Origin of the sequence: Mesorhizobium montanum (assembly GCF_033977145.1) — a bacterium.
GTDB classification, from domain to species: domain Bacteria; phylum Pseudomonadota; class Alphaproteobacteria; order Rhizobiales; family Rhizobiaceae; genus Mesorhizobium; species Mesorhizobium montanum.
The window spans coordinates 20,116-35,844 of record NZ_JAVIJF010000037.1 but is presented as its reverse complement, the minus strand read 5'-3'; the positions used below and the strand labels follow the sequence as shown (position 1 = coordinate 35,844).

General features: G+C 61.1%; 11 protein-coding genes and 3 pseudogenes. 7 read left to right on the top strand and 7 right to left on the bottom strand.

What is annotated here, in order from left to right; all coding sequences use genetic code 11:
• Window positions 1-122: 122 nt before the first annotated feature.
• Window positions 123-2,333: a bifunctional diguanylate cyclase/phosphodiesterase gene (locus RFM68_RS32330; RefSeq protein WP_320237000.1), complete on the bottom strand. Its 2,211-nt coding sequence runs from the start codon at window positions 2,331-2,333 to the stop codon at window positions 123-125.
• A gap of 119 nt (window positions 2,334-2,452) precedes the next feature.
• Here RFM68_RS32330 and xseA point away from each other — a divergent pair, with 119 nt between their 5' ends.
• A complete protein-coding gene (gene xseA / locus RFM68_RS32325) occupies window positions 2,453-4,018 on the top strand; it encodes an exodeoxyribonuclease VII large subunit (protein WP_320236999.1) in 1,566 nt (521 codons plus the stop codon).
• Between the two features lie 7 nt (window positions 4,019-4,025).
• A pseudogene (locus RFM68_RS32320) lies at window positions 4,026-5,143 on the top strand (DmpA family aminopeptidase).
• Window positions 5,144-5,173: 30 nt separating this feature from the next.
• On the opposite strand, the gene RFM68_RS32315 reads toward RFM68_RS32320, so the two are convergent.
• The 4 genes and pseudogenes from RFM68_RS32315 to RFM68_RS32305 form a co-directional block, all read right to left on the bottom strand.
• Entirely contained in the window at window positions 5,174-5,425 is a 252-nt protein-coding gene (locus RFM68_RS32315; RefSeq protein ID WP_320236998.1) for a hypothetical protein, read from the bottom strand.
• A 709-nt stretch (window positions 5,426-6,134) separates the two neighbouring features.
• Window positions 6,135-6,514: pseudogene (locus RFM68_RS33740) on the bottom strand (hypothetical protein).
• Window positions 6,515-7,433: 919 nt separating this feature from the next.
• On the bottom strand, window positions 7,434-7,730 hold the full coding sequence (locus RFM68_RS32310) for a hypothetical protein (protein ID WP_320236997.1): 297 nt from the start codon (window positions 7,728-7,730) through the stop codon (window positions 7,434-7,436).
• A pseudogene (locus RFM68_RS32305) lies at window positions 7,727-8,067 on the bottom strand (hypothetical protein). The gene RFM68_RS32310 and the pseudogene RFM68_RS32305 overlap by 4 nt, the downstream one beginning before the upstream one ends.
• Window positions 8,068-8,534: 467 nt before the next feature.
• On the opposite strand from RFM68_RS32305, the gene RFM68_RS32300 reads away from it, so the two are divergent.
• Together RFM68_RS32300 and RFM68_RS32295 are read left to right on the top strand one after the other, a co-directional pair.
• Window positions 8,535-8,957, top strand: a complete 423-nt coding sequence (locus RFM68_RS32300) for a hypothetical protein (RefSeq protein WP_320236996.1) — start codon at window positions 8,535-8,537, stop codon at window positions 8,955-8,957.
• Between the two features lie 29 nt (window positions 8,958-8,986).
• Window positions 8,987-9,205 carry an exonuclease/endonuclease/phosphatase family protein gene (locus RFM68_RS32295; protein ID WP_320236995.1) on the top strand — a complete coding sequence of 73 codons (219 nt, stop codon included), beginning with the start codon at window positions 8,987-8,989 and terminating at the stop codon, window positions 9,203-9,205.
• 470 nt (window positions 9,206-9,675) lie between these two features.
• Here RFM68_RS32295 and RFM68_RS32290 read toward each other — a convergent pair whose 3' ends face one another.
• Both RFM68_RS32290 and RFM68_RS32285 read right to left on the bottom strand, forming a co-directional pair.
• Window positions 9,676-10,617, bottom strand: coding sequence for a LysR family transcriptional regulator (locus tag RFM68_RS32290; protein WP_320236994.1), 942 nt, complete (start codon window positions 10,615-10,617; stop codon window positions 9,676-9,678).
• A gap of 176 nt (window positions 10,618-10,793) precedes the next feature.
• The gene (locus RFM68_RS32285; protein WP_320236993.1) at window positions 10,794-11,837 is read right to left on the bottom strand and encodes a class I SAM-dependent methyltransferase; all 1,044 of its coding nucleotides are present in this window, start codon (window positions 11,835-11,837) and stop codon (window positions 10,794-10,796) included.
• Between the two features lie 325 nt (window positions 11,838-12,162).
• Here RFM68_RS32285 and RFM68_RS32280 point away from each other — a divergent pair, with 325 nt between their 5' ends.
• The 3 genes from RFM68_RS32280 (at window position 12,163) to RFM68_RS32270 (ending at window position 15,660) form a co-directional block, all read left to right on the top strand.
• Window positions 12,163-12,954, top strand: coding sequence for a helix-turn-helix domain-containing protein (locus RFM68_RS32280; RefSeq protein WP_320236992.1), 792 nt, complete (start codon window positions 12,163-12,165; stop codon window positions 12,952-12,954).
• Window positions 12,955-13,043: 89 nt separating this feature from the next.
• Window positions 13,044-14,258, top strand: a complete 1,215-nt coding sequence (locus RFM68_RS32275) for an MFS transporter (RefSeq protein WP_320236991.1) — start codon at window positions 13,044-13,046, stop codon at window positions 14,256-14,258.
• A complete protein-coding gene (locus RFM68_RS32270) occupies window positions 14,248-15,660 on the top strand; it encodes a hypothetical protein (protein WP_320236990.1) in 1,413 nt (470 codons plus the stop codon). Before RFM68_RS32275 ends, RFM68_RS32270 begins: the two co-directional genes overlap by 11 nt.
• Window positions 15,661-15,729 lie beyond the last annotated feature (69 nt).

Here is a 15,729-nt window from a genome sequence, read left to right as displayed (position 1 = left end):
GAGCGCGCTGGATGGATCCGCAGGCAGCCCGGCGTCGCGCGCAGCATTGAACTGCTCCTCGACCCCGACAGCCTGCCCAGGCTACAACCCATCGAAACCGTCAAATCCCCTGTGCACAGGTACTAGGCGCGAGCGGCAGAGCGTTCCTGGTTGGCGGACGAAACACCCGGCAGCGCAAGCAATTGGCCGGGCTCAAGCGGCGGTGACAGCAGATAGCCCTGCAGCTGGTGGCAGCCCATGCCGACCAGCAGGGCCTTCTGTCCATCGGTCTCGACACCTTCGGCGGTCACCTCGACCCTCAACGCCAGCGCGAGCTCGATCAGCGCCTTGACGACGGCAGCGGCACTTTTGTCTTCGTCGAGCAGGCGCACGAAAGAGCGGTCGATCTTCAACTTGTCGATCGACTGGCGGCGCAGATAGCTCAGTGACGAATAGCCGGTGCCGAAATCGTCGAGAACGATGCGGATGCCGGAGTCACGCAGGTCCGCGATAACGGAAGTAATCGTGTCATTGTGCTCCAGCAGCACGCTCTCGGTGGTCTCGAGCTGCAGCCGGGCCGGATCCAGCCCGATTTCGCTCAGGACCGATGCGACCTGCTCGGCAAAGCCGGCGTCGCGCAACTGCATGGGCGAGATGTTGACGGCGATCCAGGGCAGTTCGGTCGTGACGGCGAAGCGGCAGGCTTCGGTCAGCGCCCATTTGCCGAGCTCGCCGATCAGCCCGCGTTCTTCGGCGATGGCAATGAACTGCCCCGCCGGCAGCGCGCCATGCACCTCATGCGTCCAGCGGATCAGCGCTTCGGCGCCGAGAATCCTGCGGCCGTCCACCGCGAAGACCGGCTGATAGGCGAGCTTTATGCCGCCGTCGCCATCCAGCGCCTTGCGGAGTTCGGCCTCGACCTTCTGTTTGCGCAACAGCAGATCGTCCATGTCGCCGGCGAACACCTGGTAGCGGCCGCGGCCGTTCTTCTTGGCCTCGTAAAGCGCGATATCGGCCTTGCGCAGCAAGTCGTCCGCGTCGGTGTCCGACCCGGACGAAAGCGCGATGCCGATGCTCGCGCTGACGAAGACCTGGTCGTCGATCAGCCTGAACGGCTCACGCAGCTTCAACAGCAGCCTTTCGGCGATGTCTTCAGCGCTTCCGACGTCGGGAACGTCGAGCAGGATGACGGCGAACTCGTCGCCGCCCAGCCGCGCGACGGTGTCGACTTCGCGGATCGTGTGCTTCAGCCGCGCCGCCGTCTGGCGCACGAGCTTGTCGCCGGCCGGATGACCGAGCGTGTCGTTGATATGCTTGAAGCGATCGAGGTCGAGGTAAAGCAGCGCTACGCGCGTTTCGCTCTGGCCGGCGAACAGCAGCATGCGCCGCAACCGGTCCTCGAACAGCGCCCGGTTGGGCAGACCGGTGAGCGTGTCGTGGAAGGCGAGATATTGCGCCTGGTCCTGGCTGGTTTGCAGCGCGGCCGAGGCGCGACGCAACCTGCGCAACAGGAACACCAGAACGCCGCCCGCCACAAGCAGCGCAATCGCCAGGGCCGGAGCGATCTTGCGCACCAGAGTAAGGCCGGGCGGCAGCGGGTCCCAGCCGATATAGCCGAGAATGACACCGCGCGAATCGACCAGCGGTATGGCGGCCGGCCCAGCCGGCTGCGACAGCGGCACCAGACGGGCGCCATCGACCAGATATTTCCCGGCGATCTTGCCGATGACCGCTTCGCTGATGAATTCGATCGACACATGCAGATATTCAGTGCCCGGCGCCTGAATGACCCTGTCCGAACTTGGCACCAGTGGCGCGACGCTGAGGATCGCCGGCTTGCCGCCGAGCGATATCAGATCCTCGGCGATCATCTTCGCGGGCTGGCCGGAGGCATCGGTTTGCGGTGGCCCAGCCAGCATGCCGCGCAGTTTTTCGATGGTTGGGAAAAGGACCGGCTGATCCTCGCCATAGGCGGAAGCGTCGACCACCTTGCCTTCGCGCATGGCGTGGATCGGATGGTTGCCGGCGTCGAGAATATAGACCCGGTCGTGGCCGTAATAGGTGTACATCCAGACGCTGAGATTCTCTTCGATCCAAGTCTGGTTGCCTGCCCTCACATTGGTGATCGCGTCATCCCAGACCGAAACGCTTTCCTGCTCACGCTGAACAGATGCAATCTGGTCCTTCAAACCATCGGCGATGAACATTATCTGCCGTTCGAGCGAGGCATCATCGGCCTGGTCGGCGGCATAGAAGCCAAAGCCGACCACGATGGCTAAAGCGAAAGCGGCGAGCGTCAGCACGGTCAGCGTGACCTGGTTCGTCAACGGGCTGCTGTTTTTGCGTGCGCTCATCACGTCCCTGGCCGGCTCTCCTGTCGCCAGTCAAAGCAAATCGGGCTTAAGATCGCGTTATGATATTGGCCAGGTTCTCCGTGCTTGACGCCGGCCGATAAGCGTTACCCAATCGGGCGATGAACGAAACAGCAACCGAATCACGCGGCAACGCCACCGAATACACGGTGAGCGAGATTTCCGGCGCGCTGAAGCGTACTGTCGAGGACGCCTTCGGCAATGTGCGGGTGCGCGGCGAGATTTCCGGCTATCGTGGCCCGCATTCGTCCGGCCATGCCTATTTCGCGCTGAAGGACGACCGCGCGCGGATCGATGCCGTGGTCTGGAAAACCACGATGTCGAGGCTGAAGTTCCGCCCCGAGGAAGGCATGGAGGTGATCGCCAGCGGCAAGCTGACGACCTACCCCGGCAAATCCAACTACCAGATCGTCATCGACAATCTGGAGCCGGCGGGCGCCGGCGCGCTGATGGCGCTGCTGGAAGAGCGCAAGCGCCGGCTGCAGGCCGAAGGCCTGTTCGAAGCAAGCCGGAAGCGGCGGCTGCCGTTCATGCCTCAAGTCATCGGCGTCGTCACCTCGCCGACCGGCTCGGTGATCCGCGACATCATCCATCGCATCAAGGACCGGTTTCCGCTTCATGTGCTGGTCTGGCCGGTGAGGGTCCAGGGCGAGACGACGGCCAGGGAAGTGACGGCAGCGGTCAACGGCTTCAACGCGCTAACCTCTGACGGCGCCATCCGACAGCCCGATGTCCTGATCGTGGCGCGCGGCGGCGGCAGCCTGGAAGACCTCTGGGGCTTCAACGACGAGGGGTTGGCGCGCGCCGTCGCGGCGTCAGCCATTCCGGTGATCTCCGCCGTCGGGCACGAGACCGATACGACTCTGATCGACTTCGTCGCCGACATGCGCGCGCCGACGCCGACGGGTGCGGCCGAGATCGCCGTGCCGGTCAGGGCGGATCTGGAAGCCACCTTGGCCAGCCTTGGCGCGCGGCTCAACGCCTGCGCCTCGCGGCATCTGGAGCGCAAGCGCCAAGCGGTGCGCGCCGCGGCGCGCGCGCTGCCCTCGCCCGACCAGTTGCTGGCCTTGCCGCGGCGCCGTTTCGACGACGCGACGAGCCGCCTCGGCCGCGGATTGACGGTAAACATAGAACGCAAGCGGGCAACACTGGAGCGGCAAAGGCTGACGCCGGCGACCCTGTCGCGGCGACTCAACGAAGCGCGCACGCTGACTGGCCGCGATATTGCCCGGGCGCGCGCCGCGTTCTTTGCCATCGTGCGCGAACGGCGCGCGCGCTTCAAACGCACGGCGGCAAGGCTGTCGCCGGCGCCTATCGTGCGGCGTCAGAAGCAGCAGGCCGATACGCTGGCCACGCTGACGCGACGCCAGGATCAGGCGACGGCGCGGCGGTTGGACCGGCTGCGCGCCGCCCTCACCCAGGCCGACCGGCTGCTTTCAACGCTGTCGCACAGAGCCGTGCTGGCGCGGGGCTTCGCGCTGGTCAAGGATGCCGACGGCGAGGTGATCAAGCGGGTCGAAGAGTTGGCGCCCGGGGCCGCCTTGCAGCTCGAATTCGCCGACGGCACCGCGGAGGCCATCGCCACCAGCGGCGGCGCGCGGCCCAAGCTGGCCGCCAAGCCACCGGCGAAGACCAAGGCGCCCGGCAGCCAAGGCTCGTTGTTTTGAGGATTTAGTGAGCAGCCACGACCCGCATCTTCGCACCCCGTCGGGCAAGCCGCGCCTGCGCGCCTTCGGCGTCGCGCTCGATGGCGTGCCCGGTCGCTTCAACGCCATCACCGACGTGCCGGGTGTGTCGGTGGGCTACACGACGCTGATTTCAGGCGAGGGTCCGCTGCGGGTCGGCAACGGCCCGGTGCGCACCGGCGTCACCGCGATCCTGCCAAGGCCGATCGCGGATCTCGCGACGCCGATATTTGCCGGCGTGTTCAGCCAGAACGGCAATGGCGAACTGACGGGCACGCACATCATCGAGGAAACCGGCGCTTTCAACTTCCCGGTCACCATCACCAACACGCATTCCTGCGGCGTGACCCGCGACGGCACGCTGCGCTGGATGAACCGAGTGCTGCCCGCTGCGCTCGACAGCGCCTGGGGTCTGCCGGTGGCGGCCGAGACCTATGACGGCTTTCTGAACGACATCAACGGCCATCATGTCGGTTTCGACCATGTCGCCGAGGCACTCGACGGGGCAACCGGTGGCGCCATCGAGGAAGGCAGCGTCGGCGGCGGTACCGGTATGATCTCTTTCGCCTTCAAGGCCGGGTCCGGCACGGCCTCCGCCTCGTGAGATGGCAGGACATGCGCTACACGCTCGGCGTGTTCGTGCAGGCGAATTTCGGCAAAAGGCACAATTTCACCATTCGCGGCCGCCGCGTCGGTCCCGAGCTGGTCGAACCGGCCATCCGCGAGGGCACGCCCCGCGCCGAAAAGGGCTCGATCACCGCCGTCGTCGCCACTGACGCGCCGTTCCTGCCGCATCAGATGAAACGGCTCGCACGGCGCGTGCCGCTCGGCATCGCCATGACCGGCGGCTATGGCTATCACAGTTCGGGCGATATCTTTCTGGCGTTTTCGACCGCCAATCCGGAGGCGGTGCGTGGGGCCTCGGGCAGCATCGGACGCGCTGAGTTCATTCCGGATGTCGACATCGATCCGTTCTTCGACGCGGTCGTGCAAGGTGTCGAGGAGGCGATCCTCAATGCATTGGTCGCCAATGAGGATATGACGGGACGCGACGGCAATTTCGTGCCGGCGCTGCCGAAGGCGTGGCTGAAGGAAAAATTCGGCTAAGAATACCGCGCGCCTGCGCCGGGGCGGCGTTTACTCCTCGGGCTTGTCCGGCTTCGCTTCGCCGGTGCCCTCTTCGGCGGCTTCCTCGAGGCGCGATGCGATCAGTTCCTGAATGTCGCCGACCTCTTCCTGGATGTCCTCCAGGAGAATGCCCGCCTCGGCGGCCTTGGCGCAGCACTCCTTGGCGAGGGTCTCGGCCTGCTCGATCTTGATCGGCGAATGCTGGCATTGAACTTTCTCGCCAATCCACCCGCGCAAGAACTCGATCGCATGTTCACTCATACTGCTTCTTCCCTAGCGGCTAAGCCGGTTGGTAGCCATAAACGTCCGCACCCCGCAAAGGATGCATGCCCCATTCGAGCCGAGTCGGCCTCGACCGGCAAGAGATCTTGCCCGTGGGACAAGAATTCTTGACCATGGTCCGCTGAGCCGAGGGAATGGAAAGGGTCAAGGTGCAACGTTCAGATCATTGAGAATGATGGTACCGTTGGCTGGGATCGTTACACTGCGCATGCCATTGTTTTTGTTCATTTTTTTCGATTTCGACGGCGCATTTGTATCACAATAGGTGTCACAAAATGTAGCACATCTCTCCGCCAACGCGCCCCAGCCTTCGCCGAGGCAGGCGGTATATAGAGACGTCATCGTTGAATGTCGACTCTGTAGCCATTCTACTTTTGCAGGGAAGCCCATCGTGAATGAGAGACCTGCAGCTGGTATTGAAGCTCTGCGGGCGCGCAGAGGCTAGATTGGAAACAAGGTAGGCGAAGGAGCGTCAGCACTTGCGGCGGCCTCTTAGGCCGGGACACGGAACCGACTGCAGCGACAAGACCGGTTAAAAGGGCAGCCCTGGGAGCGTCAGCATAGCGCCGCCAACGGCGGGACGCGGGACCGACGGCCCCCCGGCGAGGAGCGTCACATGGTTCATGGCGACGAGAGGATCCTGCCCACGCGCAACGTCCCGCCGACGTGACGATGCGATTCCATAGTACTATTTGAAGTGGCCGCATCTGCGAAGCTTTGCAAGCAGGATCGTTGCAGTGCCGTGATACTCGGTATGCGCATGCTCACTCAATGGCGACGATTCCCAGTCCGCAAGGGTTGCGACCAAGACATATGCGTCACCGTTTACGGCGGCGCACCTAAGTTGACCGCTCTTCTCGAGCACGACTATTGCAGATTCTGCGTCACCGTATCCTATCGCAGCCATTCTCTGAGTGCTGGAATCACCATCGACGCAAACGTCGAAGAGGACAGATCCTGAGGTCTTTTCCCGGCATTGACTACCCGGTCGGAAAACGGTCGCTGTATGCCATTGGCACTGGCCATTCCCTGCTCGAATAGAACCATTTCAACGTGCCCTGCCACCATGTTGGCGAGAGTGCGCTGTCTGCGGGATTGGCAATAGCCAAAACAGAGCATGCACGTTTTTTGCCAGTGACCAGCCGATGTCCTTAGCTGTCGGCGCGGCAAGCACCGCGGCAGATAGTAGGACGATCTCCCAGGCGAGGATCTGCGTGATATCGAGGGCCGTGATACCTGGATGTGGCGAGCGAGCGTTTGGCGCCGTGGCTTCCAATCAGGCCTGCGCGGCTCGTAGGACCGACCTATCGAGTGCTTGTCTTTTCAGCTGAGCGCGTGTGCTGTTCGGCAGGTCTATTCGGCTGTCGATTCTGACTTTTGAGGGTCCGTTTCAAGCTCACAGCGACGCTGGTCTATATATGTCCGACTTGCGGCGCAAAAGAGCAATGTCCTCTTCGGAGCCGGAGAACGAACCCGCTGCGCGGGATGGGCGCCCGCGGTGAGGTAGAGATCAGGAACTGGTCATTGCGCCTGCCCTGAGCGGGGTTCCGCAGGGCCAGAGCATGACGGGCTTCCTCAACAAGGAGCCCGACGATGCCCCATCCCCTTCTCCATGCGCGCCCCACGTGATCATCGACGCCGACGGGGGCCACGCCCTAGCCCCTCACCCGACTGACAATACCGCGCGGAGGCCCAACGAAGCTGCCTGTCCGCATCCATTGCCGCCCTCCTTGGCGACGCCCCAGCAATCGCCGACATCAGCCGCAGATCGAAATCTCCCATAGCCGTCGCCTTTGGCCCGCGGGTTCCTTCCTCAGGGACTTTCGTACGCCGGCCGGCGCCCGAAACCCACGAAGGCTGACCGACCGCTATCGCAACACATTTCGATAAGTGAACGTTCCGTCGACGTGCTTCGTGCCAGCAAGAAAAGAAAAAGGCCGTCTCATGTGAATACAGATGGAACGGCCTTTTCACGACATGGCGGAGCTCAATAGGCTGTTTTTGGCGCTGCCGTTGTTGGCGCTGCAGCCTTCGCAGCGTGCTTCCTATGCTTCCTGTGCTTCACCGGGCACTTGTGCGTCTTGGTCGGCTTGCAAGCCTTCTTGTTCGTTACGTCCTTTTGGTGCGGCTTCTTGGCCGTAGTTGTGGCCGGCGCGGGTGTCATGGTCGTGTCGGTCGAGGCAGCCGGAGCGGTCGTCTTGGTCGCGGCGGCGTCACCGGGAGCCGGCATCGAGAAAGCCAGGGCAACGGCTAGACCGAGGACGGAGAGGAGGGACTTTTTCATGGCTTTTTCTCCTTATTATGCAGGTCGGTTTTGGGTGTCACTGCATCCGGATCGATCGGTGTCACGCCAAGCAGCCTCAGAGCGTTCGCGAGCATCCGGATTCCCTGCGCCTCCTTCTTATTGGCGCAGAACCGGTTTCCCTTTCTTTGCAGTGCTTTCGCCGCGGTGACCTGCGTTGCCGCGGCATGGGTTTCGAGGGCTTCGTCGACTTGGCGGCCGAGATTGGCACAACGTCGGCCCGGGTCGTCGCAACCTTGGCCTGGCCGGCTTCAACAGGGCCGGTGGCGAGCGATACGCCAAGCAACGCACCCATCAAGCTGATCGAGAACCTTCGCATCGCTTGTCGCCAATCCGAACAAGTGCTGCAATGCTTGCAGCCGACGATCGACCCTCTCCGGCCAATTCTACGCTCGAACGATTTCTGGAGTTTTTCTGGACTGTTTCTGAATTGTGTCTGAAAGCTGCGCAAAGAAGTTTCGAACGATCTAACGCGCGGCTACGTCTGAGACAGCATCGGAACGATTGGTTTGTTTGAGGACGCGACCAAGGGAGAGGTCCTTACGCAGGGAAGCCGCGGCCTGCCGAGCTGCTGCCTAATCCGCCGCGAGGACTTTCTTGAAGGGCGCGTCGCTGTAACCGTCATCAGCAACGACCTTTCGGCGAGCCGGGTCGACGACAGGTCGCGGCAAGCACAGAAGCCAGGCCAACGCAACGCACTTCGATAACATGCGTTCTATTGCTTGGTAGAGCCCTGGCCGATTTGCGGACCGGCTTCAGGCGCCGACAAAGTCGGAGGCGATTAGGATGGCTAAGTTCAAAGAAGCCCTTGAGCGCGGCGAGAAGGGCCGTGACCAGGAGGAGGAGGATGCCAATGCCCCAATCGTGGACTTTGGCACCCAGGGCTTGGCTAAACGAGGTCGTTGTTGCATCGCTGGAAGCAGCCAAATCAGAGGTGGCGGGCGAGATGGCCATCGACATAGACACCACAGCGCGCCGCTAGGCCAAAGCGTTAACGCCTTCTGTTCGGTTCCAAATCTACCGAAAGCCAGGATTGAAGAAGACAGCCAGAAGGGCATTCACAGTCAACGTACAGCTAAGTGGGGAGGGTCGGTTTCCTCACCCGGTATGGTGTCCGAGGAAGTTGGAAATATAGGAGACAGTTCCGACGAGCGGTTTCGCAATTTGATTGTCAAGCTGATCGAGGACGTCGCTAAGGGCATGTGCTAGCGCGACTGCTATACGCACGCATGCTGAGCATGGGCTCGGTGGACGCGATACGCCGGATCCGCCCGGGCAAGGGCATCTACACCTTTCGAGACTTCTCTTATCGCGGCGGCTACGACCGACGCATGGACCACCTGCTTGTAAGCCCACCGCTGACGGACGCCATTCAAGCTGCTGATGTCGATGTCGAGACCCGTGGATGGGAAAAGCCGAGCCATCCCGCACCCGCGTGGATCGACGTAGGCGGATAAAACTGCTCGCCCAATGCGCCCAAGCAGAGAAAACCGAGACTCTAATGCTGGCCGACCAAACTATCGCGACGCTCGTTGCTGCACTCAGTCGGGGCTCGCCGCAATCTGCGCTGGCAACCCACACTTTCGCCAAGGCCCCCTGATGGGCTGCGACGAGTTCACCCGCGAGATGAACCGTCTGCGGGATGGGGAGCGGGCGTCCATCGATGCGGCTCAGCGAGAAAGTCAAGCAGCTCGACCGAGATCGTAAAGTGAGGTTCCGGAACCGTATCTATGGGCGCTGAACGTTGCAGTTACCCAAGCAGGCTGAGACGTCTCGGCCTTCGTGGCTTGGTCGCCTCCCAAGCGCCTGGAATGAGTTGTACGGCCCCCCCCAAAATGCCGCTTCCAGAAACAAGACGTTCGTTCCGATTGATAGATGCTGCCGCCATGCAGTCGACGGTTCCATCTCATCGGCGGCGCCCTGCGACTCAAGTCGCATTTCGGCTAGCTGGGCGTAGCCCCCGGAATAACTCTGCAGGCTTCGCGCGTCTCCGTCTTGGACTTCCCTCCGCCATGTTCTTGGCGAGCCCGACGAACCGGAGGACGGCACGCTTTGGATTCGATTCTAGCCACACGCCCCTGATCGAACTGACGCTGTTTTTCCCGCGAAGCGGCTTCCACAGGGCAGAATCGGTGGCGACTGTCCTGGCATAGCTCGCCTCGGCCAAAGTGACGCCTTGCCCCAGACCCACCTGGAAGATGACCGTCGCCTGGTTCGCGCGACACTTATGAATGGCCGGCCCGCCATCGGTTGCAATGCGTTCGAGCAGGCGCAGGTCCGACGGCGGCCCTTCCAGCCCGACCGGGACGAGCAGAGGCATGTCCGCGAGGTCGGACCATCTGAGCACCGGCCTCTCGACAAGAGAATGACAGGACGGCAGGAGCACGAAGAGGCGCTCTTGCCAGAACACTTCGCTGCTGCAGAATTTGGCGGTGCTAATGTGATGTGTGAACACAAGGTCGAAGCGTCTGCGGCGTATTGCAGAAAGGCACTGGCCCGATGGGACATCCTCAATGGTCAGCCTTACGTCCGGGTACAGCTTGCCGAAACGCTCGATGAGGCGTTTGAGGAATTCTCCTCCTGTAACCCAGCACAGCCCAATCCTGAGTGTCTTGGCATCCTTGTTATCGCGCACACGCTCGGCGAAAGCATCGAGCAGGCCGTCGTAGTGAGCCCGCACGATTTCGATCCAGGCGCGGCCTGTCTTCGTCAAGCAAACGCCGCGCACATCGCGCTCGAACAGCTGGATGTCGAGCTGCTGTTCGAGTTTGACGACGTTGCGGCTGACCGAGGATTCCTGGACCCTCAGCGCTCTTGCGGCCTGACGCATGCTGCCGTGATCCACGGCCGCAAAAGCGTAGGTCAGCAACTGGATGGCGTTCCCGTTCCGCGTCATGTCCCTCGAGCTTCGTGACCATCGCTGCAGGAGGCGCCTGTCTCACCGCCATGCGATCGGATCCGTATTGCGGACAGGCGGCACTCTGGCGGATCAATAGTCTCGCCTGCCCGCCTGAAGCCTCGCGCAGCTGCCACTCCACGGCTGCGTCACATCGGATTGTCCGTCGTGCCGATCGTCGCTGCGTCAGATACGCTGGTCTCGTAGACATATTCATGCGGAATGGCGGGCGCTGACATCTGTGAAGCGTAGAGGTCGAGATTTTCCTTGCTGTTGCTGGCAGCAAGGCTGCAGAAATTGCCGCTGTTCCACGTCATCGTGCAGTACTTGAAATGCGCACCTACTGAGCGCGCCATCTCTGCCAGCGTCACCTCATTGTTGAACATGGTCCCGAGGACGTCCGTTTTCTTTTTTGCGATTTCGTCTGGGGGAAAGTACCTCGCCTTGAAGCCATAATCCTTCTGGTACTCTCGACGCTGGTAGTCGCTTTCATCGGCCGCCCTGAATTTTTCGACGAAGACGAAGATGCCGCCGTCCTTGAGGTGCTGGGTCACAAACTCGATCTGCTTGGGCCTGTTAGGCGAATACATCTGGAAGGTTGTGTCCTCCAGGATGACGTCGAAGCCTCGCGTGAATTTCGTCAGCCGCCGATCCGATCCGAGCGCATCCTTGGTCAACCAGTGGAACGGGCCGATGAAGAATTCGGCGTGGGCCGGTTCGCCATAGGCCATGAAGGATTTGTAGTTCTCGGGGTTCGGGCTGCAGGACAGCGAAACAATCTGGCCATCCGAAAATTCGGACAGTGTTCTGGCCATCGTGCCTTCCGCCGTTCCAAGACTGTACAGCGACAGCGCAGCACGACGGCGCCGGGCATAGTTCAGCACCGCGTAGGCCATCCGACACTCCTCTTCCAGTCTGTAGGGAATGCTGCCGTGATAGTGCTGGTCGAAGAAGCCTTGCCGGGCGGCGTGCAGGCGAACGAGATCGCGCAGGAGTTCATCGCTGGGCAGGAGGCGGGGGTCGGCCTGAGGCTTGCGAACTGGCATCCCGCTTTTGCCCGCTGCGGTTGCCGCAAAAAACCCTGCTAGTTGGTTGATCCGTGGTCCTTGGTCGCACTCGGCCAGAAAATTGTTGAGCCCTCGCATCGCACTTGCCTCCCGCACCATCGCTTTGGTGAGATGCCAAGAGATCAATGAGAAAACTCCACTCAATTAAGAGTGGTCTAATGTTTCAAACTGCTTCGAGTCTTGGCCGGGGTACTGTTAGGCCTACTGAACACGATCGGCTTTCCTGAGATTGCCATTTTTTTACTAAAGTCACATCTTCTACCAATCCTGAGTTAGTTGTGATTTGTCCAGCAACCTATGGTTAGGCACAACACCGGAGGGCGGGCTACTCTTAGTATGAAAGCTGCTCCCATCCGTGGACACCCCTTGCCTCGATCCGAACAAGATCCGCCGTTCACAGCACCAGACGCTTACACACCAACATGAGAGCTGGGGCAACGTGCGGGCTGACTTGATCAGGAGAACTGGTCTGGAGCGCCAGGAAACAGCAATTTCGTTCCCGGGCCATATATTCCTGATGAACCTGAAAGGGGCGGCAAGCCGCGGCGAGGATTTCGTCGACGGGCGTAGGATCTCGTTTTCGCCGCGGCGGGCTGGCTCGGTAATCCATATGCCTGCCGGCAGTGATTGGACGGGGTGGGACGAGGGAGAACCCACGGCCGCCTACCTGCTCGTCTCAATTGAAAAAGGATTTACCGACGAAGCGTTCGGCGAGATGGTGCGCCATCGCTCGTGCGACCTGCCGGCTTCGATCGGATTTCGGGACAGCACGGTGGAGATGGCTTTGCAGCGGATCGCCATCGAGCTCAGGCAGCCCGATCCGATCAGCGTGACGATGGTCGAGAGCCAGGCGATGCACTTGCTCGTTCAGATGGTCAGGCGCAACGGCCACTATCACGAGCCGGCGAAAGGCGGGTTGTCAGCCTTCGATCTCAAACGAGCGATCGCAATGATCGAATCCTCGTCGGACGAGACACCTACCCTCGCCGATCTGGCAAAGGAAGTCGGTGTCAGCCGTTTCCATTTCAGTAGGGCTTTCAAGCAATCTACCGGGATGACGCCACACGCGTTCATCGCGCGGCGTCGACTGGATCACTCCGCCGACATGCTGCGATCGACCAACATGTCGGCGACGGAGATCGCGCTGGAATGTGGGTTCGGCAGCTCAAGCCATTTCACGATCGCCTTTAAGAGGGCGTTCGGCGTCAGTCCGACGGAATACCGCCGCCGGTCAACGATTTGATTAATACTTCCGCTGATTTCAGCAACGAACTGAAAAATCACGCGTGATAGTTAAGCGGCAATCTGGGCAGTGGATATGACAAGCGCCGATTGGATGCGCAGCCCTTGTCAAATGCAATTCAAATTCACGCCGACCACAGAACAAGCACCCAGTCCCGGCTGTGGCTTGGATTCCTGGCCAGCACGCTATCAGCGGCAGTCGGGCGAAACGGCTATTACATCGCATCCGCCTGGACTGTTGTCGCAGCAGGCTATGGAGGCGCCGGCGTGGCGACACTGCTTGCGACCGTCAGCCTTGTCGAATTCGTCGTAAGCCCTCTGGCCGGCCTGGCAGCGGACCGGTTTGACCGACAGCGATTGAACATCGCGGCCGACCTCGGTCGCTTTGCCGTCTTGCTCACTACGGCGTGTACGCTGCTGTATCTGGACACCTTTTTAACACTCTGCGTGTCAGCGGCGCTCTTTTCGATTTGCGATCGTGTCGCGCTGACCGCTTCGCAAGCAATGATCCCGCTCATGACGCAAGCCGCCGAACTTGCGAGCACGAGTTCCACCGTGTTTTTCACCATGCAGTCTGGCAGCCTCGGCGCAGCGTTGCTTGCCGGGTCGTTGCTGGGTGGGCGCTCGCCTGCCCTGACGTTCATGGTGCTCGCCCTGTTGTTCCTAGTTTCAGCCGGCTCACTCTCCTGGATGCGGCCAGGCCGCCTCCCGCAAGGTGTCAGAACGGCCAAAGGCCTGTTACCGAACATGGACAGGCATCAACTTCGTCTATTTGCCGCCTATGCCCTTCTCTATGGAAGCGCAGTGCTGGTCACGGTGATAGGATCAAGCTTCGTCTTGGAAGAGCAGCAAGGCACCGCCGCCGATTTCGGCTACCTTGAGGCCGCGTGGTCGGCTGGTTCGGTTATTGGAGCGGCTGTTCTCGTCAGGCTGACACGAGCGATAAGTGGTCCTATACTGCACCTCATGCTGTTGGCCTCAACGGCGCTCGCGTTGATGTCGTTGATCACTTTATGGGCGCCCTGGACATTGATCGTCTTCGCCACGCTCGGGTTTCTCTACAATCTGGGCCGGGTGAGCATCGAGGTCACACTGCAGTCGCGTATGCCTGACAATGTATTGGGCAGGGCCAAGGGCGTCATGCACAGTCTCGCTGTTGCGCTCGGACTGGTGATTTTCAGCATCGCTGGCGTTATAGGCGAGAGTGTATGTCCTTCGACAATCTTCTTCGGATTCGGCGTGGTGCTGCTTATCAGCATTCCTGCATTGAGCATCGGCATCGCGCAGCGAAAGGATGAACCGTGAGGTGGACGAGCTAGCGACCGACGCAGGCGCCAAGCAGGCGGTGCTGGACTCTCTGGCGACGCTCTATCCTTGGACGCGCTCCTATCACTGCCGCCCGCTCCGCGATTATGCGTCCCGCTTGTTCGAAGCGCCTGCCCAGAAACCGGAACCCGAAATTCGCAGCCGCGCGTTTGCCAGGCTGCTCGACACGATCAGGAACGCGGGAACGCGAAACGGATTGCCGACCAACGCCGTCTCCCAAATATGCAAAGATCTAGAACAACGCCGCGTGTTGCAGACCGGCCCGCATTTGTTTCTCCTCACGGAGCCAGAGGCCTATTACACGCACATCTTCAGCCTGCTTGGCCTCTCGGCGCATGGCTGCTCGACCTACGTTTCCTATGCCGTTTCAACGGTGAGTCTCGTTGAAAAGCCCCGCAAGGGGCCAGGCTGGATCACGTTTGACGGGAAGCCGGTCAACGTCTTCGGTCTTAGCCGAAGCCGCATGATCGGATACAGCCTTCTGACCGGGCCTGGATCATACCGGTTCGAGCTGGTGCCAGCGGAGCCAAATGCCGAGGGAGACGCCCTCGCCCTGCTTCGCAGCCTTCTGCCGAAGACGCAGTTCGAGCGACCTGCGCATGCCGTCAAGGCAGCCAATCGCATCCTCTGGCCAAAACTATTCGGAGAGAGCTTTGCCTTCCTGCAAATCGACGATGAGGATGTTGCCGACCTAGTGGCGGACCACCTGTCAGACCAGGGTTCCTGGCTGCGTACGAGGTTGCTGGAAAACCCAAAGCTGGCTTTGAATATCCTTAACGAGATCGACAGGCTGGCGGCTGGCCCCTGGGGTGGCTGGCTCGCGCGCGGTACCGATTTCTTTTGGTACTATGAAAACGGAAAACGCCTGCCGCTGCGCATGGTGGGTGGAGAACTCATCAATCTGGCGACCAGAACGAAGGTAGCTCGCTTCGCGGCTCCCGATATCATTGAGCGGCTGGCGAACCGCAGCCTTGTTCCGAACCTGCTCCTTATGTTTCTGGTCCTGTCGATCCTGCCCGGCGTGCGCGCGCTCGGAGGCAGTCACCAGCCGGTCTACTATCCCCTGATGCGCTACGTCATTTGTCGGGCTCTAGAGACCGCGGACATGGATGCGGACCTTCGACGCGCTCTCGCGAGCGATGATGTGCCAGGAGCTTGGGGGCATCGCGTCATTGAATGTGATGAGGATCCATTCGAGTCAATCCGAAAGGGCAGCATAGGCGAAAGCAGCGAGGTCATCGACCGCTTCGGCGATATGCCTTTCGCTGATGCCTGTGGAGGTCTGAGCAGTTTCGTTTCTGATCCGTCGTGGACTGAACTTTGCTCACAGCTGCGGGAGCGAGCGATCGCCCCAAGCGATCCAGAACGGGCCTTTTCCTAAGAGTGGGCAACCGCCCGTGGCTGAGGTCAAAAATGAGCAGCACCTGCCGTCGCAAAATCGATCACGGAA